This window comes from Pseudomonas sp. TE3-3-F2023, from assembly GCF_036784815.1.
GTDB lineage: Bacteria > Pseudomonadota > Gammaproteobacteria > Pseudomonadales > Pseudomonadaceae > Aquipseudomonas > Aquipseudomonas pudica.
The window spans coordinates 4,987,085-5,006,854 of sequence record NZ_CP145113.1; the positions used below are offsets into that span (position 1 = coordinate 4,987,085).

Below are 19,770 nucleotides of genomic sequence, written 5' to 3' on the forward strand. Positions count from 1 at the left end.
AATAAAAAACCCGAAGCCAGTTCCTGACTTCGGGTTATTTGTACGCTACCTGCAGGGCCTTACTTGGCCACGCTACCAGCAGCCCCAAGGGCCTGCACCCTGCGACGCGGCTTGACCATGTAGACCACGAACATGGCGAACAGCCACACCGGTATCGCATACACGGAAACCTGGATACCCGGGATCATCAGCATGATGCCCAGGATCAGCACCACGAACGCCAGGCAGATGTAGTTGCCGTAGGGGTACCACAGCGCCTTGAACAGCGGCTTCTGGCCAGTGCGGTCCAGGTGCTGGCGGAACTTCAGGTGCGAGTAGCTGATCATCGCCCAGTTGATCACCAGGGTGGCCACCACCAGCGACATCAGCAGCTCCAGCGCGTTTTGCGGCATCAGGTAGTTGAGCAGCACCGCGATCAGCGTCACGCCTGCCGACACCAGGATCGAGCGCACCGGCACACCACGGCTGTCGACCTTGGCCAGCGACGCCGGGGCATCGCCCTGCTCGGCCATGCCCAGCAGCATGCGGGCGTTGCAGTAGGTGCCGCTGTTGTACACCGAAAGCGCTGCAGTCAGGACCACGAAGTTCAGCAGGTGCGCAGCCACGTCACTGCCCAGCAGCGAGAACACCTGCACGAACGGGCTGCTGCCATAGCTGCCGCCAGACGCATCGATGCTGGCGACCAGGTTGTCCCATGGGGTCAGCGAAAGCAGCACCACCAGGGCACCGACATAGAAGATCAGGATACGGTAGATGACCTGGTTGATCGCCTTGGGGATCACGGTCTTCGGCTTGTCGGCCTCGGCGGCGGTGAAACCGAGCATTTCCAGGCCACCGAAGGAGAACATGATGAAGGCCAGGGCCATTACCAGCCCGCTGACACCGTTCGGGAAGAAGCCGCCGTGAGACCACAGGTTGGCCACGGTGGCTTCAGGGCCGCCGCTGCCGCTGGTCAGCAGGTAGGCACCCAGGCCGATCATGCTGACGATGGCCACCACCTTGATGATGGCAAACCAGAATTCGGCCTCACCGAAGAACTTCACGTTCATCAGGTTGATGGCATTTATCAGCACGAAGAACGCTGCCGCCGTGACCCAGGTGGGGATCTCCGGCCACCAGTAATGGACATACTTGCCGACCGCCGAAAGCTCCGACATGCCCACCAGGATGTACAGCACCCAGCAGTTCCAGCCCGACAGGAAGCCGGCGAAACCACCCCAGTAGGTGTGGGCGAAATGGCTGAACGAGCCGGCCACTGGCTCTTCGACGATCATTTCGCCGAGTTGGCGCATGATCATGAAGGCGATGAAGCCGCAGATGGCGTAACCAAGGATCATCGACGGGCCAGCGGATTTCATCACGCCTGCCGAGCCGAGGAACAGGCCGGTACCAATCGCACCGCCGAGGGCGATCAACTGGATATGGCGGTTCTTCAGGCCCCGCTTGAGCTCGCCTGAATGCATGTTTTGTCCACTCATGAACGAAGTCACCTGCATTGTTTTTATCTGTGACGGAATCGGACCCACCGCGCTCGTGGCGCAGCGGAATGGGCAAGGTGGTTACCTTGGGTTTCCTGATCTCAGGTGCCGCCGGGGCGGGTCAACCAGGCGTGATCAAGAGTGCGCGGTACGCAAAGGAGTCACAGGTAAAACGCGGCGCACTGTATACCCCTGCAAACGCGCAGGCGTCAACGCGTTGCATCGTTTCCTCGGGAAAAAACGCAGCGATCCTGTGGTGTGGGCCTTGAAAGGCGGAGTGATCGGCGTACATGGCGCCTCCATTTGTTGTTTTATCAGCCTGGCTCTGTGGACAGGCTTTTGCACACGGCAATGGCGGCTATAACACCGTGGGGCGGGGCTTTGGGCAAGGGTGGGTGGGGCGTGGCTGGCTGTTTTGACGGGTTGTCGGCGGCAAGGTTTGTTTACACGATTCGACCTAATCTGAAATCCGCGCTGAAATCGACCACATTCGTACAGTTTTCTTTACGGGGTGGTTCGAGAACTTGCCAGTCGTCCGAAAATTCTTTTTGTTCAATATCTTGGGGCCGCTTTGCGACCCATCGCGACACAAGGCCGCTCCTACAGGGACCGCGTCAATTTCAAATATTGCGCGGTCCCTGTAGGAGCGGCCTTGTGTCGCGAAGGGCTGCGCAGCAGCCCCAAATTCTCACAGGCATAAAAAAACCAGCCCGGAGGCTGGTTCTCTTTTAACGCAAAGGTCAATCAACCACGCGGTTTGCCGCGGCCACGCCCTGCCGGCTTGTCACCTTCAGGCTTGGCCGGACGCTTGCGCATCTCGCTCGGGCGCTCGGCCACGGTGCTGCCACGGCCGGTCTTGCGCGGGGCCTCTTCACGCGGCTGGCGCGCCGGGCGTTCGCCGGCAACAGCACCTTCGTGAGCCGGGCGCAGGTTGCGCACGCGCTCGCCACGGCCCAGCGGGCGGGTCGACTTGCGCTGCAGGCGCTCCATCTTGTCCTTGGCCTTGAGCTTCATGGCTGGCAGCGCCACCGGCTGCAGGCCCACTTCAGCAGCAAGGATGTCGATTTCGCCCTGGGTCATTTCACGCCAGCGGCCCATCGGCAGGTCGGAGTTGAGGAACACCGGGCCGAAACGCACGCGCTTCAGGCGGCTGACCACCATGCCCTGGGACTCCCACAGGCGACGCACTTCACGGTTGCGGCCTTCCATCACCACGCAGTGGTACCAGTGGTTGAAGCCTTCGCCACCGGGCGCCTTCTGGATGTCGGTGAACTTGGCCGGGCCGTCTTCCAGCATAACGCCGGCCTTCAGGCGCTCGATCATCTCGTCATCGACCTCACCACGCACACGTACCGCGTACTCACGGTCCATCTCGTAGGACGGGTGCATCAGGCGGTTGGCCAGTTCACCGTCGGTGGTGAACAGCAGCAGGCCGGTGGTGTTGATGTCAAGGCGGCCGATGTTGATCCAGCGGCCTTCTTTCGGCCGTGGCAGGCGGTCGAACACGGTCGGGCGACCTTCCGGGTCGTCACGGGTGCAGATTTCGCCATCGGGCTTGTTGTACATGATCACCCGGCGGGTGGCCTCGGCGGCCTCTTCGCGCTTGATCAGCTTGCCATCCACGGCAATGGCGTCGTGCAGGTCGACGCGCTGGCCGAGGGTGGCCTCGACGCCGTTGACCTTGATGCGGCCCTGGCTGATCCAGGCCTCGACGTCACGGCGCGAGCCAACGCCAATGCGCGCCAGCACTTTCTGCAGCTTTTCGCCGGATGGAGGGGTGATTTCGGTATCTTGCAGGTCTTGCTCACTCATCTGGGCACCTCCCGGTGTAGGAATGAAATATGGGTTCTGGCGACGAACACGCCAAAAGGCCGCGCATCATACGCGGTTCGGCGGGGGAACGCACTGGAGGGTAGAGGGTTTTGTGGGCTTTGCGAGGGGTTTCTGCCTAATGGTGGTGTATTGGCAATGCAGGCCCTTTCGCGGGTAAACCCGCTCCCACAGGTACAGCACCACATTCAGAAGCTGTGGTATCCCTGTGGGAGCGGGTTCACCCGCGAAGAGGCCGGTACAGGCAACTGCAGATCAGGGCTGCAACTTGCCCTCTTCCTCCACCGAGGCCTCAGTCTCTTCCTCGCGCAAATCATCGAAATCGGTCTTCAGCCCTTCTTCCATCGCATCGAGCTCCACCAGCAGGCTTCGGAAGCTGGTCTCCTCCTTCGGCTCGGCAACCTCCTCCTCTTCCGCAAGGCTGGCATCAGCCAAAGCCTGCAGGTGCGCTGGCACTGGCGCATCATCCGGGTCGAGCAGCGGCTCGGGCTCCATCTCCCGCAGCTCGGCCAAGGCTGGCAGCTCGTCCAGGCTCTTGAGGTTGAAATGGTCGAGAAACGCCTTGGTAGTGGCGAACATCGCCGGCCGCCCGGGCACTTCGCGGTAGCCGACCACACGGATCCACTCGCGCTCCATCAAGGTCTTGATGATATTGCTGTTCACCGCCACGCCACGCACATCCTCGATTTCGCCACGGGTAATGGGCTGGCGGTAGGCGATCAAGGCCAAGGTTTCCAGCAGCGCGCGCGAGTAGCGCTGCGGGCGTTCTTCCCACAGGCGCCCGACCCACGGCGCAAAGTCTTCGCGAATCTGCAGGCGGTAACCGCTGGCCACCTCCTTGAGTTCGAAGGCGCGGCCATTGCACGACTCGCCCAGCAGCTCCAGAGCGTGCCTGAAGGCCTTGGGTTCCGGTCGTTCGGCTTCCTCGAACAGCTCGTACAGGCGCTCCAGGGATTGTGGCTTGCCCGAGGCCAGCAGGAAGGCTTCGATCAGCGACGCCAGGTCGCGGGGTTCATTCAGGTTCATCAGGTTCTTCAACAAGCGCCGGGCGTAGCCGCACGTGGATGGCGGCGAAGGGTTCATTCTGCACCAGTTCGATCAGCGATTCCTTCACCAACTCGAGAATCGCCATGAAGGTCACCACCACGCCCAGCTTGCCCTCCTCGGCAGCAAAGAGGTCGACGAACGGCACGAAACCGCCGCCCTTCAGGCGTTCCAGCACCTGGCTCATGCGCTCGCGGGTGGACAACGTCTCGCGGGTGATCTGATGGCTTTCGAACAGGTCGTTGCGGCGCATCACCTCGGCCATCGACACCAGCAGCTCTTCCAGGCTGACCTGGGGCAACAGCTTGCGCACCTTGGCCTGCGGTGCCTCCAGGCGCGGCACCACTACCTCGCGGCCAACCCGTGGCAATTCATCGATACCTTCGGCGGCGGCCTTGAAGCGCTCGTACTCCTGCAGCCGGCGGATCAGTTCGGCGCGCGGGTCACCCTCCTCCTCTTCGACGTCGGCCGAGCGCGGCAGCAACATGCGCGACTTGATCTCGGCGAGCATGGCAGCCATCACCAGGTATTCAGCGGCCAGTTCCAGGCGCACGCTCTTCATCAGTTCCACGTAGCCCATGTACTGGCGAGTGATTTCCGCCACCGGGATGTCGAGGATGTCGATGTTCTGCTTGCGGATCAGGTACAGCAACAGGTCCAGCGGGCCTTCAAAGGCTTCGAGGATGACTTCCAGGGCGTCCGGCGGGATGTACAGGTCCAGGGGCAGCTCGGTCAGGGCCTCGCCATAGACCAGGGCCAACTGCAGCTGTCGAGGTACCTCGGCCTGCTCGGCCGGCGCCTCGGGTGCTTCCGCCTGACTCACGCGTTGACCAGGAACGGCGTGGGGTCGCCGCAGCCTTCACGGACCAGCTCCGGCTCATCGCCGGACAGGTCGATGATGGTCGATGCCTTGAGGTCACCGAAACCGCCGTCGATTACCAGGTCCACATGATGCTCCAGGCGCTCGCGGATCTCGTAAGGGTCGGTCATCGGCTCGTCGTCACCCGGCAGGATCAGGCTCACGCTCATCAGCGGCTCGCCCAGTTCGGCCAGCAGGGCCAGGGTGATGGCATGGTCCGGCACGCGCAAGCCGATGGTGCGGCGCTTTTCGTGCAGCAGCAGGCGCGGCACCTCGCGGGTGCCATTGAGGATGAAGGTGTAAGGCCCGGGCACATGGGCCTTGAGCAGGCGGAAGGTGCCGGTGTCGACCTTGGCGTACAACCCCAGCTGCGACATGTCGCAGCACATAAGGGTGAAGTTGTGGGTCTTGTCCAGGCCGCGCAGGCGCCGCACCCGCTCGATCGCTGCCTTGTTGCCGATCTGGCACCCCAGGGCATAGGCCGAGTCGGTCGGATACACCACCACGCCGCCCTTGCGGATGATCTCGACGGCCTGTTTGATCAGGCGCGCCTGCGGATTCTCCGCATGAATCTGGAAAAATTGGCTCACGTAGTCATCCTGTTCATACCGCCAAAGGCTGTTCATGGCTGAATCGGCGCCACAGAGGTGGCAGGTCCTCGGGCAAAGGCCGGTAGGCACCGATCTCGCCCCAGGTGCCGGGGCCGTGGAAGTCACTGCCGGCGCTTGCCAGCAGGCCGAACTCACGGGTGAGGATGGACATGGTGCCCACCTGCTCGGCAGGCATCATCCCGTTGACCACTTCAAGCGCCTGCCCGCCTGCCTGAATATAGTCGGCAATCAGCCTTCTGCGCTTACTGCGGGTCAGATCGTAGTGCATGGGATGCGCCAGGCTCACCCAAGCGTTGGACTGCCGCAGGGTGGCAACGGTTTCGTCAAGGGTCGGCCAGTGCTGTTTGACGTCCCCCAGCTTGCCGGCCCCCAGCCATTTGCGAAACGCCTCGCCGCGGTCCTTGACGTGCCCGGCACGCACCAGGTACTCCGCAAAATGCGGCCGCGCCGGGGCGTTGCCGCTATCGCCCAGTTCGTGCTGCACGGCGCGGGCGCCGTCGAGGGTACCAGGCATGCCCTTGGCCGCCAGCCGTTTGTCGATTTCTTCGGCGCGCAGCCAGCGGCCATGGTGCAGCGCTTCGATCGCCGCCAGCAGGGGTGGCGCGTCGAGCGGGAAGTCATAGCCCAGCACATGGATGGTCGCGCCACCCCAGGTGCACGACAGCTCTACCCCGCTGACCCAGTGCATGCCCCTGTCGCGGCAGGCCTGGCGCGCCTCGGGCAGGCCTTCGATGGTGTCATGGTCGGTCAGTGCCAGCGTTTGCACCCCGTGCTCATGGGCCCGGGCGACCAGTGTCGAGGGCGACAGGGCGCCGTCGGAGGCCGTGCTGTGACAGTGCAGATCAACATTCATGGAGGAGCGCTTTCGCTGGAATCGATGTTTGTTATTATGCCGTCACATCCCGATTCTGGCTGCCATTGTGAAACAATTCATCGATTTCATCCCGCTGCTGCTGTTCTTCATCGTCTACAAGCTCGACCCGCGTCCCATGGAAGTCGCCGGCCACAGCTTCGAATTCGGCGGCATCTACAGTGCAACGGCCATGCTGATCATCAGCTCGCTGGTAGTCTACGGCGCGCTGTTCCTGCGCCAGCGCAAGCTGGAAAAGGGCCAGTGGCTGACTCTGATAGCCTGCCTGGTGTTCGGCGGCCTGACCCTGACCTTCCACAGCGAAACCTTCCTGAAATGGAAGGCGCCGGTGGTGAACTGGCTGTTCGCACTGGGCTTCGCCGGCAGCCACTTCATCGGCGATCGGGTGCTGATCAAGCGCATCATGGGCCACGCCCTGAGCCTGCCCGATGCCATCTGGACCCGCCTGAACCTGGCCTGGATCGGCTTCTTCCTGTTCTGCGGCGCGGCCAACCTGTTCGTTGCCTTCACCTTCCAGGACTTCTGGGTCGACTTCAAGGTATTCGGCAGCCTGGGCATGACCGTGATGTTCCTCGTGGCGCAGGGCGTGTACCTGTCGCGCCACCTGCACGACGACCCTTCTACCTCCAAACCCAAGGATTGACATGCTCTACGCCATCATCGCCAGCGACGTCGCAAACTCCCTGGAAAAACGCCTGGCCGCCCGCCCGGCGCACATCGAACGCCTGCAGCAGCTGAAGGCGGAGGGCCGCGTGGTACTGGCCGGCCCGCACCCGGCGATCGACAGCAACGACCCGGGCGAAGCGGGTTTCAGCGGTAGCCTGATCGTTGCCGAGTTCGACTCCCTGGCCGCGGCGCAGGCCTGGGCCGATGCCGACCCTTACATTGCCGCGGGCGTGTACGACAAGGTAGTGGTCAAGCCGTTCAAGCAAGTGCTGCCTTGACCTGAGACCGCGCGGCCTTCTTCGCGGCTAAACCCGCGAAGAAGGCCGCGCGGTACCGGCAGTTATACTGTTGCCATCAGTCTGCGGTATCTTTGCCACTGGCGGGCCGAATAGCCGCCGTCAATGGTTGAATTGAGTGAGTCATGAGCGAGCTGTTACTGATAGATGATGACCAGGAGCTGTGCGAGCTGCTCGGCAGCTGGCTGACCCAGGAAGGGTTTACCGTGCGCGCCTGCCACGATGGCCAGAGCGCACGTCATGCCTTGGCCACGCATGCCCCGGCGGCCGTGGTGCTGGACGTGATGCTGCCCGACGGCAGTGGCCTGGAACTGCTCAAGCAGTTGCGCAGCGAGCATGCCGAACTGCCGGTGCTGATGCTCTCGGCCCGCGGCGAGCCGCTGGACCGCATCCTCGGCCTGGAACTGGGCGCTGACGACTACCTGGCCAAACCCTGCGACCCGCGTGAACTCACCGCTCGCCTGCGTGCCGTGCTGCGCCGCAGCCACCCCACCGCCACCACCAGCCAGGTGGAACTGGGCGACCTGGTCTACAGCCCTGCCCGTGGCGTGGCCAGTATCGATGGCCGCGAAATGACCCTGACCCTGTCCGAAAGCCGCATTCTCGAAGCGCTGCTGCGCCAACCCGGCGAGCCGCTGGACAAGCAGGAACTGGCGCAGATCGGCCTGGGCCGCAAGCTGACCCTGTACGACCGCAGCCTGGACATGCACGTCAGCAACCTGCGCAAGAAGATCGGCCCCCACGCCGATGGCCGGCCGCGCATCGTCGCCCTGCGCAGCCGTGGCTATTACTACTGCCTCTGAACATCTTTACCGAGCCTTTACCATCCACTGACCGCGCTTGACGGTGATCTCCCTAGACTGTGCTCATCCGGTAACCACCGGCCCATGAAAGGAGAGACACCATGCGCAAGACCCTTATCGCCCTGATGTTCGCCGCCGCCCTGCCGACCGTGGCCATGGCCATGCCTGAAGGCGGCCCGCGCCACGACGGCCCACATCATCGCGGTGATGCGCCTTTCCACCAGCTGGACCTGAGCCGTGACCAGCGCCAGCAGATCGGCAAGCTGATGGGCGAACAGATGAAACAGCGCCGCGACATTACCGAGCGCTACCTGTCCAAACTGCCGGCCGCCGACCAGAAGGCGATGAAGGACGAACTGCAGGCCAACCGCGACAAGACTGACAGCGCGGTCCGTGCCCTGCTCAAGCCTGAGCAGCAGAAGAAGTTCGACGAACTGCAGAAGGAACGCGCCGCACAGAAGGCCGAGTGGCAGGAGTTCCAGGCCTGGAAAGCTGAAAAAGGCAACAAGGCCCAGTAAGCTGTCCGCCCGATGCCCGGCCCGCCTCAGAGCGAGCCGGGCTTTTCTTGTTTGCAGGAGGTGCACTTGCGTTCACTGTTCTGGCGCATCCTGGCCAGTTTCTGGCTGGCCATCACCCTGGTTGCGGGCCTGTCGATCCTGCTGGGCCATATGCTCAACCAGGACGCCTGGATCCTCAGCCGCCACCCGGGCCTGAATACCCTGGCCAGCAAGTGGGCCAAGCACTACGAGCAGGAAGGCCTGGCTTCGGCACAGCACTTCCTGGAACGGCGCAAGGACCGCTACAAGATTGACGTGCAGGTGCTCGACGACAGTGGCGAAGCCGTGGTGCCCGGCACCTTCCCGCGCCGTGCGGCGGCCTTCGAGGCACGCCAGCACAATGACCAGCGGCGCCTGCCGTGGCGCCGGTTGACCGAGGAATACACCAGCCCCGACACCGGCGAAACGTACCTGCTGATCTACCGCATCCCTCACCCGGCGCTGGATGCCTGGCACCGCGAAAGCCTGTTGTGGCCGCTCAGTGCGCTGGGCATTGCCCTGGTGGTGCTGACACTGTTCAGCCTGCTGGTCACCCTGTCCATCACCCGCCCGCTCAGTCGCCTGCGCAGCGCCGTGCATGACCTGGGCCAGACCACTTACCAGCAGAACAGCCTGGCGCAGCTGGCGGCGCGGCGTGACGAGTTCGGCGTGCTGGCCAAGGACTTCAACAAGATGGGCGCGCGCCTGCAAAGCACCATCGGCAGCCAGCGCCAGTTGCTGCGCGATGTGTCCCATGAACTGCGCTCACCGCTGGCCAGGCTGCGTATCGCCCTGGCCCTGGCCGAGCGCGCCGAGCCCGAGCAGCGTGAGGCGTTGTGGCCACGCCTGACCCGCGAATGCGACCGCCTGGAAGACCTGATCAGCGAAATTCTCGCCCTGGCGCGGGTCGATGCCGAACAGGCCCACGCCGAGCCGGTCGACCTCAACGCCCTGCTCGGCAGCGTGCGCAAGGACGCCCAGCTCAGCGCACCAGAGCAGGACGTGCGCCTGGAGGCGCAGCCGGGGTTGACCTTGCAAGGTTGGCCAACCCTGATCGAGCGTGCCGTCGACAACCTGCTGCGTAACGCCCTGCGCTTCAACCCGCAGGGGCAACCGATTGAAATCAGCGCCGTGCGCGAACAGGACCGTATCGTGATCAGCGTGCGTGACCATGGGCCGGGGGCGGCGGCGGAACACTTGGCGCAGCTGGGGGAACCGTTCTTCCGTGCGCCAGGGCAGGAAGCGCCGGGGCATGGGCTAGGGCTGGCGATTGCACGCAAGGCGGCGGAGCGCCATGGTGGCACCCTGATACTGGAGAACCATCCGCAGGGGGGCTTTGTGGCTCGACTGGAGTTGCCTGTGACTGAAGCGACAGGCAGTTGATTGATGTAAATGCCCCCGGCCTCTTCGCGGGTAAACCCGCTCCCACAGGTACTTGTGCAAGGCCTGAAATTTGCGCCACACCTGTGGAAGCAGCGGGCGGCTGAAGCGCTGTAAAGGCACCTGCCCTTTCCACAAGTACTGTACAAGGCCTGAAATTTGCGCCACACCTGTGGGAGCGGGTTTACCCGCGAAAGGGCCGGATGCCTTGATACTGCAATCAGCCCAAGGCTGCGTTACTCGCCCCAGGCACTGACAAAACCAGCGGTTTCCAGAATAGGCGCCGTACGCGGCTCGGTCAGCGGCGTACCCACATACAGATACCCGATCAGCTCCTCGTTCGCGGCCAGCCCAAGGCCCTTGTGCACATGGGTATCGAAAGCCATGTCCCCGGTGCGCCACACTGCACCGATACCTTGGGCATGCGCCGCAATCAGGATGCCGTGCGCCGCACAGCCCGCCGCCAGCCGCTGCTCGGACTTGGGCACCTTGAAGTGGTCCTGCAACTTGGCAATCACCACGATCAGCAACGGCGCCCGCAGGGGCATGGCGCGGGCCTTGTCCAGGGCAGCCTGGCTGGCGTCCCCCTTGTGCTGCAGCGCTTCGGCGAACAATTCACCCAGCTTCTCTCGGCCCTGGCCTTCGATGGTGAGGAAGCGCCAAGGCCGCAGCTGGCCGTGGTCCGGGGCGCGCAGAGCGGCCTGGAACAGCGCCTCGCGCTGGGCGGCATTGGGCGCCGGGTCGGTCAGGCGTGGCACGGAAACACGGTTGAGCAATGCGTCGAGAGCCTCCATCGGCTACCCTCCTGGCAGGTAAATGTGCCGCCATTCTAGCGTTTACATCACAAGACCCATAGGTAGAATGGCGCCCTTCCGTTTCGAGTCAGAGCAGATCACATGGCGTTGCCGACCTTAAGGATCATTGGTTTCATCATCGGCATCTTCCTGATTACCCTCGCCGTCAGCATGGCCGTCCCCATGGTGACCCTGGTGATCTTCGAACGCACCCGTGACATGCCTTCGTTCCTCTGGTCGAGCCTGATCACCTTCATAGCCGGCCTGGCCCTGGTGCTCCAGGGCCGCCCCGAGCATGTGCACCTGCGCCCGCGCGACATGTACCTGCTGACCGTCAGCAGCTGGCTGGTGGTATGCGTGTTTGCCGCCCTGCCGTTCCTGCTGACCCAGCACATCAGCTACACCGATGCCTTCTTCGAAAGCATGTCGGGCATCACCGCCACCGGCGCCACCGTGCTCAGCGGGCTGGATAACATGTCACCGGGCATCCTGATGTGGCGTTCGATGCTGCACTGGCTCGGCGGCATCGGCTTCATCGGCATGGCGGTCGCGATCCTGCCGCTGCTGCGCATCGGCGGCATGCGCCTGTTCCAGACCGAGTCCTCCGACCGCTCGGAAAAGGTCATGCCGCGCTCGCACATGGTCGCCAAGTCGATCGTTGGGGTGTACGTCGGTTTCTCGATCCTCGGCGCGCTGGGCTTCTGGTGGGCAGGCATGAGCCCGTTCGATGCGATCAACCACGCCATGTCGGCGATTTCCACTGGCGGGTTTTCCACCTCCGACCAGTCGTTGGCCAAGTGGGATATTCCAGCCGTGCACTGGGTCGCGGTGGTGGTGATGATCCTCGGCAGCCTGCCATTCACCCTTTACGTGGCGACCCTGCGCGGCAACCGCAAGGCACTGATCCGCGACCAGCAGGTGCAGGGTTTGCTGGGCATGCTGGTGGTCACCTGGCTGGTGCTAGGCACCTGGTACTGGGCCACCACCAACCTGCACTGGCTCGACGCCCTGCGCCACGTGGCGCTGAACGTGACTTCGGTGGTCACCACCACCGGCTTCGCACTGGGTGACTACAGCCTGTGGGGCAACTTCTCGCTCATGCTGTTCTTCTACCTGGGTTTCGTCGGCGGCTGCTCCGGCTCGACGGCAGGTGGCATCAAGATCTTCCGCTTCCAGGTCGCCTACATCCTGCTGAAGGCCAGCCTCAACCAGCTGATCCACCCGCGCGCGGTGATCAAGCAGAAGTACAACGGTCACCGCCTCGACGAAGAAATCGTGCGCTCGATCCTGACCTTCTCGTTCTTCTTCGCCATCACCATCTGCGTCATGGCGCTGCTGCTGTCGTTGCTTGGCGTGGACTGGATGACCGCCCTGACCGGCGCTGCCGGCACGGTCTCGGGCGTGGGCCCGGGCCTGGGTGAAGTGATCGGCCCGTCGGGCAACTACGCCACACTGCCGGACGCTGCCAAGTGGATTCTCGCCAGCGGCATGCTGCTCGGCCGATTGGAAATCATCACCGTGCTAGTGTTGTGCATGCCGGCGTTCTGGCGTCACTGACCACCTCGGGCTCCGCACACAGGCGGGCGCGGTATTCACCAGGCGTGGCATGGAACCAGCGGCGGAACGCCCGATAGAAATTGCTGGGGTCGGCAAAACCCAGCAGGTAGGCGGTTTCCAGCAGGGTCATGCCTGGCTGCGCCAGGTACTGTTCGGCCAGTTCACGGCGGGTATCGTCGAGCAGGGTCTGGAAGCTGGTGCCCTCTTCCTGCAACCGCCTCTGCAAGGTGCGCTGTGACAGATGCAGGGCCTGGGCCAGGGTTTCGCGCTTGGGTTCGCCCTGCGGCAGGATGCGGCACAGTACCTGGCGCACGCGGTGGGTGACCCGGCTTTCCGAGAAGCGCGCCAGGTATTCGCCGGCAAAGCGGTCATGCAGGATGGCCATGGCTTCGTTGGCGGTAGGCAGTGGCGCCTCCATGTCGGCGCGCTCGAACACCAGCGCATCGTGCGGTGCACCGAACACCAGCGGTGCATGGAACGCCACCTTGTACGGTTCGATGTCCTTTGGCTGCGGCCCCTGCACCAGCACCCGGCGCGGTTGCACCGGCCGGCCGCTGAGCCAGCTGCACAGCGCCAGTGCGCAGGCCAGCGATGCCTCGGCACTGTGGCGGGTCGGTGGCAGATGGTCGCCGTGTACGGTCAGGATCAGCGAATAGCCCTCGGGGCCCAGGACGAAGCTGAGGTCGGAGCTCTCGGCGATGATGCGCTGGTAACGCACCAGGCGCTCGAAGCCTTCGGCCAGGGTGCGACTGGACATCAACGCATAGCCCACCACATGGAACGACGCCGGGCGCACCACCCGTGCCATGTTCAGGCCTATGGCCTCGTTGCCCGACAGTTCCACCGCCAGTTGCCACAGCCGGGTCATGGAGTCCTGGGGGAAGCGCGCATCGGGGTCGTCGAGAGCAGCGAAATCCAGCCCCAGCTGCTTGAACATGGCCCGGCAGTCCAGCCCTTCCAGTTCGAGTGCCTTCACGATCCCTGATGCCCAGCTGGCTGACGTGGTTCTTTCGCTCATGACAGGCATTTTATGCTGACCGCTCCTGCGGTGAACCCCAAGGATATTCAATTGGCGCCTATTGTCACTGATAGGCCTCGCCAGTCACTCTAGACTCGATTCAGGCTCCACGCCGTGCATCTTGTCCAGAAGTATTAATCCCGGAGCACTGCCATGAACCGCACAGCGCATTTTCGCAGTTTTGCCGAGTTCTACCCTTACTACCTTGGCGAGCACAGCAACCCCACCTGCCGCCGCCTGCACTTCGTCGGCACCAGCCTGGTGATTGCCCTGCTGGCCTACACCATCGGCAGTGGCAAATGGTTGCTGCTGCTGGCCTTGCCTGTGTTCGGCTATGGCTTTGCCTGGGTCGGGCATTTCTTTTTCGAAAAGAACCGGCCTGCGACCTTTACCCATCCGCTGTATAGCCTGTTCGGGGATTTCGTGATGTTCAGGGATATTCTGTTGGGCAAGATCAGCCTGTAGATTTTTTGGGGCCGCTTTGCGGCCCATCGCGACGCAAGGCCGCCCCTACAAGGTCCGCGTAAATTCCGGGTTCACGCGGGTCGTTGCAGGAGCGGCCTTGTGTCGCGAAAGGGCTGCAACGCAGCCCTCAGGGCTCTCAAACCCTACGCCGGTTCGCGCATCGCCGCCGCGGCCTGCGCTTCACGCGCCTGCGCCTCCGCCAGCCGATAAAGCTCGATCGTGCCATCCCAATGCTCGATCAGCGCCGTGCACGACTCCACCCAATCCCCGCAATTGAGGTACTCCACCTCCCCTACCTGGCGAATCTCGGCATGGTGGATATGCCCACACACCACCCCATGAAAACCGCGGCGGGTACACTCGTGGGCAATGGCACCCTCGAAGTCGCTGATGAAGTTCACCGCGCCTTTGACCTTGTGCTTCAGGTACGCCGACAGTGACCAATAGCCGTATCCATAGCGGGCACGCCAGTGGTTGAGCCAGCGGTTGAGCACCAGGGTGAACTCGTAGGCACGGTCACCGAGGAACGCCAGCCAGCGGTGGTAACGGGTAATCACGTCGAACTGGTCGCCATGGATCACCAGCAGGCGGCGGCCATCGGCGGTCAGGTGCTCGGCTTCGTCCACCAGCTGGATGTTGCCGAGGACCAGTTTGGAGTATCGGCGCAGGAATTCGTCATGGTTGCCGGTGACATAGATCACCTCGGTGCCGCGCTTGCTCATGGTCAGCAGGCGGCGGATCACGTTGGTGTGGGCTTGAGGCCAGTAGATTCCGCCGCGCAGCTTCCAGCCATCGATGATATCGCCCACCAGGTAGATGCGGTCGGCCTGGTAGCCTTTCAGGAACCGCGACAGGTGTTCGGCCTGGCAATCGCGGGTGCCCAGATGCACATCGGAAATCCACAGGGTACGCACGCGTTGCTTGCGCGAGGCACGTGACAGTTCGGCATGGGTCATGGGCAGGCTCCGGCGCAGTTTGCTGGAGACTGGCAGCCGCGGATGACAGCGCGGTGGCAAAACCGTTACGAGTGATGGACTGCAGGGAATGAGGCACAATGCGGTTCTGCCCTGCGAGGACGACTCTCCCCATGACCGCCGGCCCGATCCTCTCGCTGCGCCATTACCGCGACAGCCTGATCGCCCACAGCCACGAACACCCGCAACTGGTGTTCGGCCTGCGCGGTCGCCTGGAGTTCGAGGTGCAGGGGCATGGCGCCGGGATCGATCGACAGGGGCTGATCGTGGTACCGGCGGGCGCCCATCACACCTGCGCCAGCGATGGCGGCAGCGATTGCCTGGTGCTGGATGTACCAGGGGACCACTGGTTGCGCGAGCAACTGGGCGAACATGCCGATGCCAGCCGCCGCCTGCTCGACCGCCCCGCCGCACTGGGCCTGGACGAGCGTCAGCAGCAATTGGTGGACTGGCTGGCGACCAGCCCCATGCACGACCCGCTGATTGCCCGGCAAGGGGCAGCGCTGCTGCTGGCCAGCCTCAACCCCACGGTGGCAGCCAGCGTCGCAGCCAGCCAGCGCCTGCCCTATGCCGCCTTCGATGCGCATATCGAGCGGCATGCCGCCTACCCGCTGCAAGTGGCTGACCTGGCGCGCATCGCCGGGTTGTCCAGTGCCCGCCTGCATGCTCGCTTTACGGCGGAATGCGGGATGACGCCGATGGACTACATTCGCCAGCGGCGCTTGCTCAAGGCGCGGCGCCTGGTGGTGCAGACCTTGCTGCCGATGGGGGAGATTGCGGCGCAGGTGGGGTACAGCTCGCAGAGTGCGTTTTCGGCGGCGATGTTGCGGGCGTTCGGGTGTACGCCGTTGGCATTGCGGCGAGAGTCTGGCGACAACTGACAGCAGTCTTGCGACAGAATGCGTTCTCCTGAGCCTATACACTGAGCCTGTACCGGCCCTTTCGCGGGCACGCCCGCTCCCACAGGTACCTCACTGCTTTCGAGACTTGTGCAATACCTGTGGGAGCGGGCGTGCCCGCGAAGAGGCCAGTACTGTCAGTAGAGATCTTGAGCAAGGACCACCCATGAACCACCGCACCGCCCTCGGGGCCCTGCACATCGGCGCGCTGTTCTTCGGCCTCACCGGCGTCTTCGGCAAACTGGCTACCAGCGCCAGCCCGGCGATAATCGTCTTCGGCCGCGCCGCCTTCGCCGTGCTCGCCCTGGCCCTGTTCGCCAGCCTGGCCGGGCCGGGCTGGCAACGCCTGAACGGCCAGGACGCCCGCCGCCTGCTGCTCGGCGGCGTGCTGCTGGCCGGGCACTGGGTCAGTTTCTTCATCGCGGTAAAGGTCGCCGGCGTGGCCATCGCCACCCTCGGCTTCGCCAGCTTCCCGGCCTTTACCGTGATCCTCGAAGGCCTGCTGTTCCGCGAACGCATCCGCCGCAACGAGGCTTTGCTGGTGTTGCTGGTAAGCATCGGCCTGGTACTGGTCACACCGGCATTCGACCTGGCCAGTGAAGCCACCGGTGGTTTGCTCTGGTCATTGCTGTCGGGGCTGCTGTTCTCCCTGTTGTCACTCACCAACCGCGCCGGTTCCGGCCGCCTGCCCGCGGTGCAGGCGGCGCTCTGGCAGAATCTGGTGGTGGGCTTGTGCCTGCTGCCGTTCGCGGCGCCGGACCTGGCCGGCGTAGCCACCATGGACTGGCTGTGGATCGCCTTGCTCGGCATCTTCTGCACCGGCGTGGCGCACAGCCTGTTCGTCGCCAGCCTGTCGGTGATCAAGGCGCGCACCGCCGCCGTGGTGTTCGGCATGGAACCGGTCTACGGCATCGCCGTGGCCTGGGTGGTGTTCGCCGAAACTCCGACACTGCGCATGCTGCTGGGCGGCGCACTGATCATCTTCGCCATCGTGCTGTCCAGCCGCCTGGCGGCCGAACAACCGCCCAGGCAGCGACCATTGGCCGAGGGCGCCTGATTCAGCGGTCGTTATGGCCCAGGTCACGCTGCGGGTCGATCTGGTCGCGCACCCGCTGCTTCAGCACCTTGGCCTCGGGGAAGCCACCGTCGGCCTTGCGCTCCCAGATCTGCACGCCATTGCAGGTAATGCGGAAGATACCGCCGGTGCCGGGCTCCAGGGCCACTCGGCCAAGGTCGTCGGCAAATGTGCTGAGTAGCTCCTGGGCCAGCCAGGCGGCACGCAGCAGCCATTGGCACTGTGTGCAATACGTGATGACGATTTCCGGTTTGCTGTCGGCCATGGTGACGCATCTCCAGGTGAGGGGCCGCTTATACTAGCGGTCTTTAGCCCACGGTTTGAGACTCACGATGCGCCGTTTGCTGTTCTGTTTCCTGCTTGCCCTCACCACCCTGACGGTATTCGCCGCTGAACCGGCCAGGCCCAAGGTTGGCCTGGTGCTGTCGGGGGGCGCGGCCCGCGGCCTGGCCCACATCGGTGTGCTCAAGGCCCTGGAGGAACAGGGCGTGCGCATCGACGCCATCGCCGGCACCAGCATGGGGGCGGTGGTCGGCGGCCTGTATGCCTCTGGCTACAGTGTCGAGGAGCTGGAAAAGCTCGCCACCACCCTCGATTGGCAGCAGGCGCTGTCCGACGCCCCACCGCGCAAGGACGTGCCGTTCCGACGCAAGCAGGATGATCGCGACTTCCTGGTCAAGCAGAAGCTCAGCTTTCGCGACGACGGCAGCCTGGGCCTGCCGCTGGGGGTGATCCAGGGCCAGAACCTGGCGCTGTTGCTGGAAAGCAAGCTGGCGCACACCGCCGACACCCGCGACTTCGACAAGCTGCCTATCCCGTTCCGCGCCGTGGCCACCGACATCGCCAGTGGCGAAAAGGTGGTGTTCCGCCGCGGCCACCTGCCGCAGGTGATCCGCGCCAGCATGTCGATCCCGGCGGTGTTCGCCCCGGTCGAGCTGGACGGCCGGCTGTTGGTGGACGGCGGCATGGTCGACAACATCCCGGTGGACGTCGCCCGCGAAATGGGGGTGGACCTGGCCATCGTGGTCGACATCGGCACGCCGCTGCGTGACCGCAAGCAGCTGGCCACCGTGGTCGACGTGCTCAACCAGTCGATCACTTTGATGACCCGCCGCAACTCGGAAGAACAACTGGCCAGCCTGCACCGCGACGACATCCTCATCCAGCCACCGCTGACTGCCTTTGGCGTTACCGATTTTGGCCGCGCCCGGGAAATGATCGAGGCTGGCTACCGCGCCACCCGCCTGCTCGACCCGCGCCTTGCCGCCCTGCGTCAGCCCGAAGGTGACAGCAGCCTGGCGGTGGCCCGTTCGCCGCGCCAGCGCACGCCGACGATCACCGCGATCAGGATCGAGAACGACTCCAAGGTCAGCGACGAGGTCATCCGCTCGTACATTCGCCAACCCATCGACGCACCGCTGGAGCTCGGCCGCCTGCAGACCGACATGGGCACGCTGTACGGCCTGGACTACTTCGACCGGGTGCAGTACCGCGTGGTGCACAAGGGCGACGACAACACTTTGGTGATCAACGCCCGTGGCCGACGCGGTGGCACCGACTACCTGCGTCTGGGCCTGAACCTGTCGGACGACCTGCGCGGCGACAGCGCCTTCAACCTGGGCGCCAGCTACCGGGTCAACGGCATCAACAGCCTCGGCGCCGAATGGCTGACCCGTGGCCAGATCGGCGACCAGCAAGAGCTCTACAGCGAGTTCTACCAGCCGCTGGACGTGGGTTCGCGCTATTTCATCGCGCCATACCTGGACTTCGGTTCGCAGAACATCGAAGCCACCCTGGACAACGACCCGGTGGCTGAGTACCGCCTGGAGCGATACGGTTTTGGTCTGAACGTGGGGCGGCAGATCGGCAACAGTGGTGAGGTGCGCCTGGGCGTGGGCAAGGCCTGGGGCGAAGCCGAGGTGCGCATCGGCGACCAGGACCTGCCCAAGGTCAGTTTCAACGAAGGTTTCTACGAACTGAAGTATTCGTTCGACACCCTCGACAATGTGTACTTCCCGCACCGCGGCGAGGATATCGGCCTGACCTTGCGCAAATATGACCAGTCGCTGGATTCCGACCAGGATTACCGGCAGTGGATGTTCAACCTGGACAAGGCTATCAGCAGCGGGCCGAACACCTTCGTGCTGGGCGGGCGCTACGGGCGCACGCTGGATGATACCGAAGTGGTGACGTCGAGCTTCGTGCTGGGTGGCGCGCGGGAGCTGTCAGGCTTCCGTCAGGACTCGGTGTCGGGGCAGAACGTGAGCCTGATGCGCATGGTGTACTACCGCCGCCTGACGCCAAGGGCCTACGTGCCGCTGGACTTCCCGCTGTACATCGGCGGGTCGCTGGAGCGAGGGCGTGCGTGGAACAACGACAACGAGTTCGACAGCGGGTACATCAACGCGGCGAGCATCTTCCTGGGGCTGGAGACGCCGCTGGGGCCGTTGAACTTCACTTATGGTGCCAACAGTGCACATGAGCAGGCGGTATACCTGAACCTGGGGCATACCTTCTAGGTGCCGGACACATTGTGGGAGGGGCTTTAGCCGCGAACACCGACGAAGCCGGTGCCATGCACCCCGTTGCATTGTTCGCGGGTAAACCCGCTCTC

20 protein-coding genes are annotated in these 19,770 nt (G+C 63.9%); 10 read left to right on the forward strand and 10 right to left on the reverse strand.

Annotated elements, in window-relative coordinates:
- Positions 1 to 59: 59 nt before the first annotated feature.
- From V3314_RS22950 to V3314_RS22975, 6 genes are all read right to left on the reverse strand, one after another.
- Positions 60 to 1,478, reverse strand: a complete 1,419-nt coding sequence (locus tag V3314_RS22950; protein ID WP_161797622.1) for an amino acid permease — start codon at positions 1,476 to 1,478, stop codon at positions 60 to 62.
- A 744-nt stretch (positions 1,479 to 2,222) separates the two neighbouring features.
- A complete protein-coding gene (gene rluB, locus V3314_RS22955) occupies positions 2,223 to 3,290 on the reverse strand; it encodes a 23S rRNA pseudouridine(2605) synthase RluB (RefSeq protein ID WP_046614639.1) in 1,068 nt (355 codons plus the stop codon).
- A 273-nt stretch (positions 3,291 to 3,563) separates the two neighbouring features.
- Positions 3,564 to 4,334 (reverse strand): SMC-Scp complex subunit ScpB, encoded by a 771-nt coding sequence (gene scpB / locus V3314_RS22960; RefSeq protein ID WP_085602238.1) that lies wholly within the window; start codon positions 4,332 to 4,334, stop codon positions 3,564 to 3,566.
- Positions 4,321 to 5,046 (reverse strand): ScpA family protein, encoded by a 726-nt coding sequence (locus tag V3314_RS22965; protein ID WP_178081826.1) that lies wholly within the window; start codon positions 5,044 to 5,046, stop codon positions 4,321 to 4,323. The genes scpB and V3314_RS22965 overlap by 14 nt, the downstream gene beginning before the upstream one ends.
- A 125-nt stretch (positions 5,047 to 5,171) precedes the next feature.
- Entirely contained in the window at positions 5,172 to 5,801 is a 630-nt protein-coding gene (locus tag V3314_RS22970) for an L-threonylcarbamoyladenylate synthase (RefSeq protein ID WP_046614702.1), read from the reverse strand.
- Positions 5,802 to 5,814: 13 nt separating this feature from the next.
- Complete coding sequence (locus V3314_RS22975) at positions 5,815 to 6,675, reverse strand: PHP domain-containing protein (protein ID WP_046614642.1); 861 nt, start codon at positions 6,673 to 6,675, stop codon at positions 5,815 to 5,817.
- A gap of 67 nt (positions 6,676 to 6,742) precedes the next feature.
- Here V3314_RS22975 and V3314_RS22980 point away from each other — a divergent pair, with 67 nt between their 5' ends.
- From V3314_RS22980 to V3314_RS23000, 5 genes are all read left to right on the forward strand, one after another.
- Complete coding sequence (locus V3314_RS22980; protein WP_046614643.1) at positions 6,743 to 7,336, forward strand: septation protein A; 594 nt, start codon at positions 6,743 to 6,745, stop codon at positions 7,334 to 7,336.
- Position 7,337: 1 nt separating this feature from the next.
- The gene (locus V3314_RS22985; RefSeq protein WP_015271283.1) at positions 7,338 to 7,637 is read left to right on the forward strand and encodes a YciI family protein; all 300 of its coding nucleotides are present in this window, start codon (positions 7,338 to 7,340) and stop codon (positions 7,635 to 7,637) included.
- A 143-nt stretch (positions 7,638 to 7,780) separates the two neighbouring features.
- Positions 7,781 to 8,458 carry a response regulator transcription factor gene (locus V3314_RS22990; RefSeq protein ID WP_046614644.1) on the forward strand — a complete coding sequence of 226 codons (678 nt, stop codon included), beginning with the start codon at positions 7,781 to 7,783 and terminating at the stop codon, positions 8,456 to 8,458.
- 101 nt (positions 8,459 to 8,559) lie between these two features.
- The gene (locus V3314_RS22995; protein WP_025340137.1) at positions 8,560 to 8,976 is read left to right on the forward strand and encodes a Spy/CpxP family protein refolding chaperone; all 417 of its coding nucleotides are present in this window, start codon (positions 8,560 to 8,562) and stop codon (positions 8,974 to 8,976) included.
- A 60-nt stretch (positions 8,977 to 9,036) separates the two neighbouring features.
- A complete protein-coding gene (locus V3314_RS23000) occupies positions 9,037 to 10,377 on the forward strand; it encodes a HAMP domain-containing sensor histidine kinase (RefSeq protein ID WP_046614645.1) in 1,341 nt (446 codons plus the stop codon).
- A gap of 233 nt (positions 10,378 to 10,610) precedes the next feature.
- Here V3314_RS23000 and V3314_RS23005 read toward each other — a convergent pair whose 3' ends face one another.
- A complete protein-coding gene (locus V3314_RS23005; RefSeq protein WP_046614646.1) occupies positions 10,611 to 11,168 on the reverse strand; it encodes a nitroreductase family protein in 558 nt (185 codons plus the stop codon).
- Between the two features lie 102 nt (positions 11,169 to 11,270).
- On the opposite strand from V3314_RS23005, the gene V3314_RS23010 reads away from it, so the two are divergent.
- Positions 11,271 to 12,725 (forward strand): TrkH family potassium uptake protein, encoded by a 1,455-nt coding sequence (locus V3314_RS23010; RefSeq protein WP_046614647.1) that lies wholly within the window; start codon positions 11,271 to 11,273, stop codon positions 12,723 to 12,725.
- On the opposite strand, the gene V3314_RS23015 is transcribed toward V3314_RS23010, so the two are convergent.
- Positions 12,682 to 13,743 carry an AraC family transcriptional regulator gene (locus V3314_RS23015; RefSeq protein WP_108481263.1) on the reverse strand — a complete coding sequence of 354 codons (1,062 nt, stop codon included), beginning with the start codon at positions 13,741 to 13,743 and terminating at the stop codon, positions 12,682 to 12,684. The two genes, V3314_RS23010 and V3314_RS23015, sit on opposite strands and share 44 nt — an antisense overlap.
- 153 nt (positions 13,744 to 13,896) lie before the next feature.
- Here V3314_RS23015 and V3314_RS23020 point away from each other — a divergent pair, with 153 nt between their 5' ends.
- On the forward strand, positions 13,897 to 14,208 hold the full coding sequence (locus V3314_RS23020) for a DUF962 domain-containing protein (protein WP_046614649.1): 312 nt from the start codon (positions 13,897 to 13,899) through the stop codon (positions 14,206 to 14,208).
- Positions 14,209 to 14,351: 143 nt separating this feature from the next.
- On the opposite strand, the gene V3314_RS23025 is transcribed toward V3314_RS23020, so the two are convergent.
- Entirely contained in the window at positions 14,352 to 15,164 is an 813-nt protein-coding gene (locus V3314_RS23025; protein WP_046614650.1) for a UDP-2,3-diacylglucosamine diphosphatase, read from the reverse strand.
- A 131-nt stretch (positions 15,165 to 15,295) separates the two neighbouring features.
- Between V3314_RS23025 and V3314_RS23030 the strand changes: the two genes are divergently transcribed.
- Together V3314_RS23030 and V3314_RS23035 are read left to right on the forward strand one after the other, a co-directional pair.
- Positions 15,296 to 16,063, forward strand: a complete 768-nt coding sequence (locus V3314_RS23030; RefSeq protein ID WP_046614651.1) for an AraC family transcriptional regulator — start codon at positions 15,296 to 15,298, stop codon at positions 16,061 to 16,063.
- A gap of 184 nt (positions 16,064 to 16,247) precedes the next feature.
- A complete protein-coding gene (locus V3314_RS23035; protein ID WP_108481266.1) occupies positions 16,248 to 17,138 on the forward strand; it encodes a DMT family transporter in 891 nt (296 codons plus the stop codon).
- A gap of 1 nt (position 17,139) precedes the next feature.
- On the opposite strand, the gene V3314_RS23040 is transcribed toward V3314_RS23035, so the two are convergent.
- A complete protein-coding gene (locus tag V3314_RS23040) occupies positions 17,140 to 17,421 on the reverse strand; it encodes a SelT/SelW/SelH family protein (protein ID WP_003259082.1) in 282 nt (93 codons plus the stop codon).
- Between the two features lie 67 nt (positions 17,422 to 17,488).
- Between V3314_RS23040 and V3314_RS23045 the strand changes: the two genes are divergently transcribed.
- A complete protein-coding gene (locus V3314_RS23045; protein WP_046614655.1) occupies positions 17,489 to 19,675 on the forward strand; it encodes a patatin-like phospholipase family protein in 2,187 nt (728 codons plus the stop codon).
- Positions 19,676 to 19,770 lie beyond the last annotated feature (95 nt).

Coding starts and splice junctions, on each gene's coding strand:
- V3314_RS23035 (WP_108481266.1), top strand. CDS start 16,248: ATGAACCACCGCACCGCCCTCGGGGCCCTGCACATCGGCGCGCTGTTC.
- V3314_RS23025 (WP_046614650.1), bottom strand. CDS start 15,164: ATGACCCATGCCGAACTGTCACGTGCCTCGCGCAAGCAACGCGTGCGT.
- V3314_RS22975 (WP_046614642.1), bottom strand. CDS start 6,675: ATGAATGTTGATCTGCACTGTCACAGCACGGCCTCCGACGGCGCCCTG.
- V3314_RS23015 (WP_108481263.1), bottom strand. CDS start 13,743: ATGAGCGAAAGAACCACGTCAGCCAGCTGGGCATCAGGGATCGTGAAG.
- V3314_RS23040 (WP_003259082.1), bottom strand. CDS start 17,421: ATGGCCGACAGCAAACCGGAAATCGTCATCACGTATTGCACACAGTGC.
- V3314_RS23005 (WP_046614646.1), bottom strand. CDS start 11,168: ATGGAGGCTCTCGACGCATTGCTCAACCGTGTTTCCGTGCCACGCCTG.
- V3314_RS22995 (WP_025340137.1), top strand. CDS start 8,560: ATGCGCAAGACCCTTATCGCCCTGATGTTCGCCGCCGCCCTGCCGACC.
- V3314_RS22990 (WP_046614644.1), top strand. CDS start 7,781: ATGAGCGAGCTGTTACTGATAGATGATGACCAGGAGCTGTGCGAGCTG.
- V3314_RS23030 (WP_046614651.1), top strand. CDS start 15,296: ATGACCGCCGGCCCGATCCTCTCGCTGCGCCATTACCGCGACAGCCTG.
- V3314_RS23020 (WP_046614649.1), top strand. CDS start 13,897: ATGAACCGCACAGCGCATTTTCGCAGTTTTGCCGAGTTCTACCCTTAC.
- V3314_RS23045 (WP_046614655.1), top strand. CDS start 17,489: ATGCGCCGTTTGCTGTTCTGTTTCCTGCTTGCCCTCACCACCCTGACG.
- V3314_RS22985 (WP_015271283.1), top strand. CDS start 7,338: ATGCTCTACGCCATCATCGCCAGCGACGTCGCAAACTCCCTGGAAAAA.
- scpB (WP_085602238.1), bottom strand. CDS start 4,334: ATGAACCTGAATGAACCCCGCGACCTGGCGTCGCTGATCGAAGCCTTC.
- V3314_RS23010 (WP_046614647.1), top strand. CDS start 11,271: ATGGCGTTGCCGACCTTAAGGATCATTGGTTTCATCATCGGCATCTTC.
- V3314_RS22950 (WP_161797622.1), bottom strand. CDS start 1,478: ATGAGTGGACAAAACATGCATTCAGGCGAGCTCAAGCGGGGCCTGAAG.
- rluB (WP_046614639.1), bottom strand. CDS start 3,290: ATGAGTGAGCAAGACCTGCAAGATACCGAAATCACCCCTCCATCCGGC.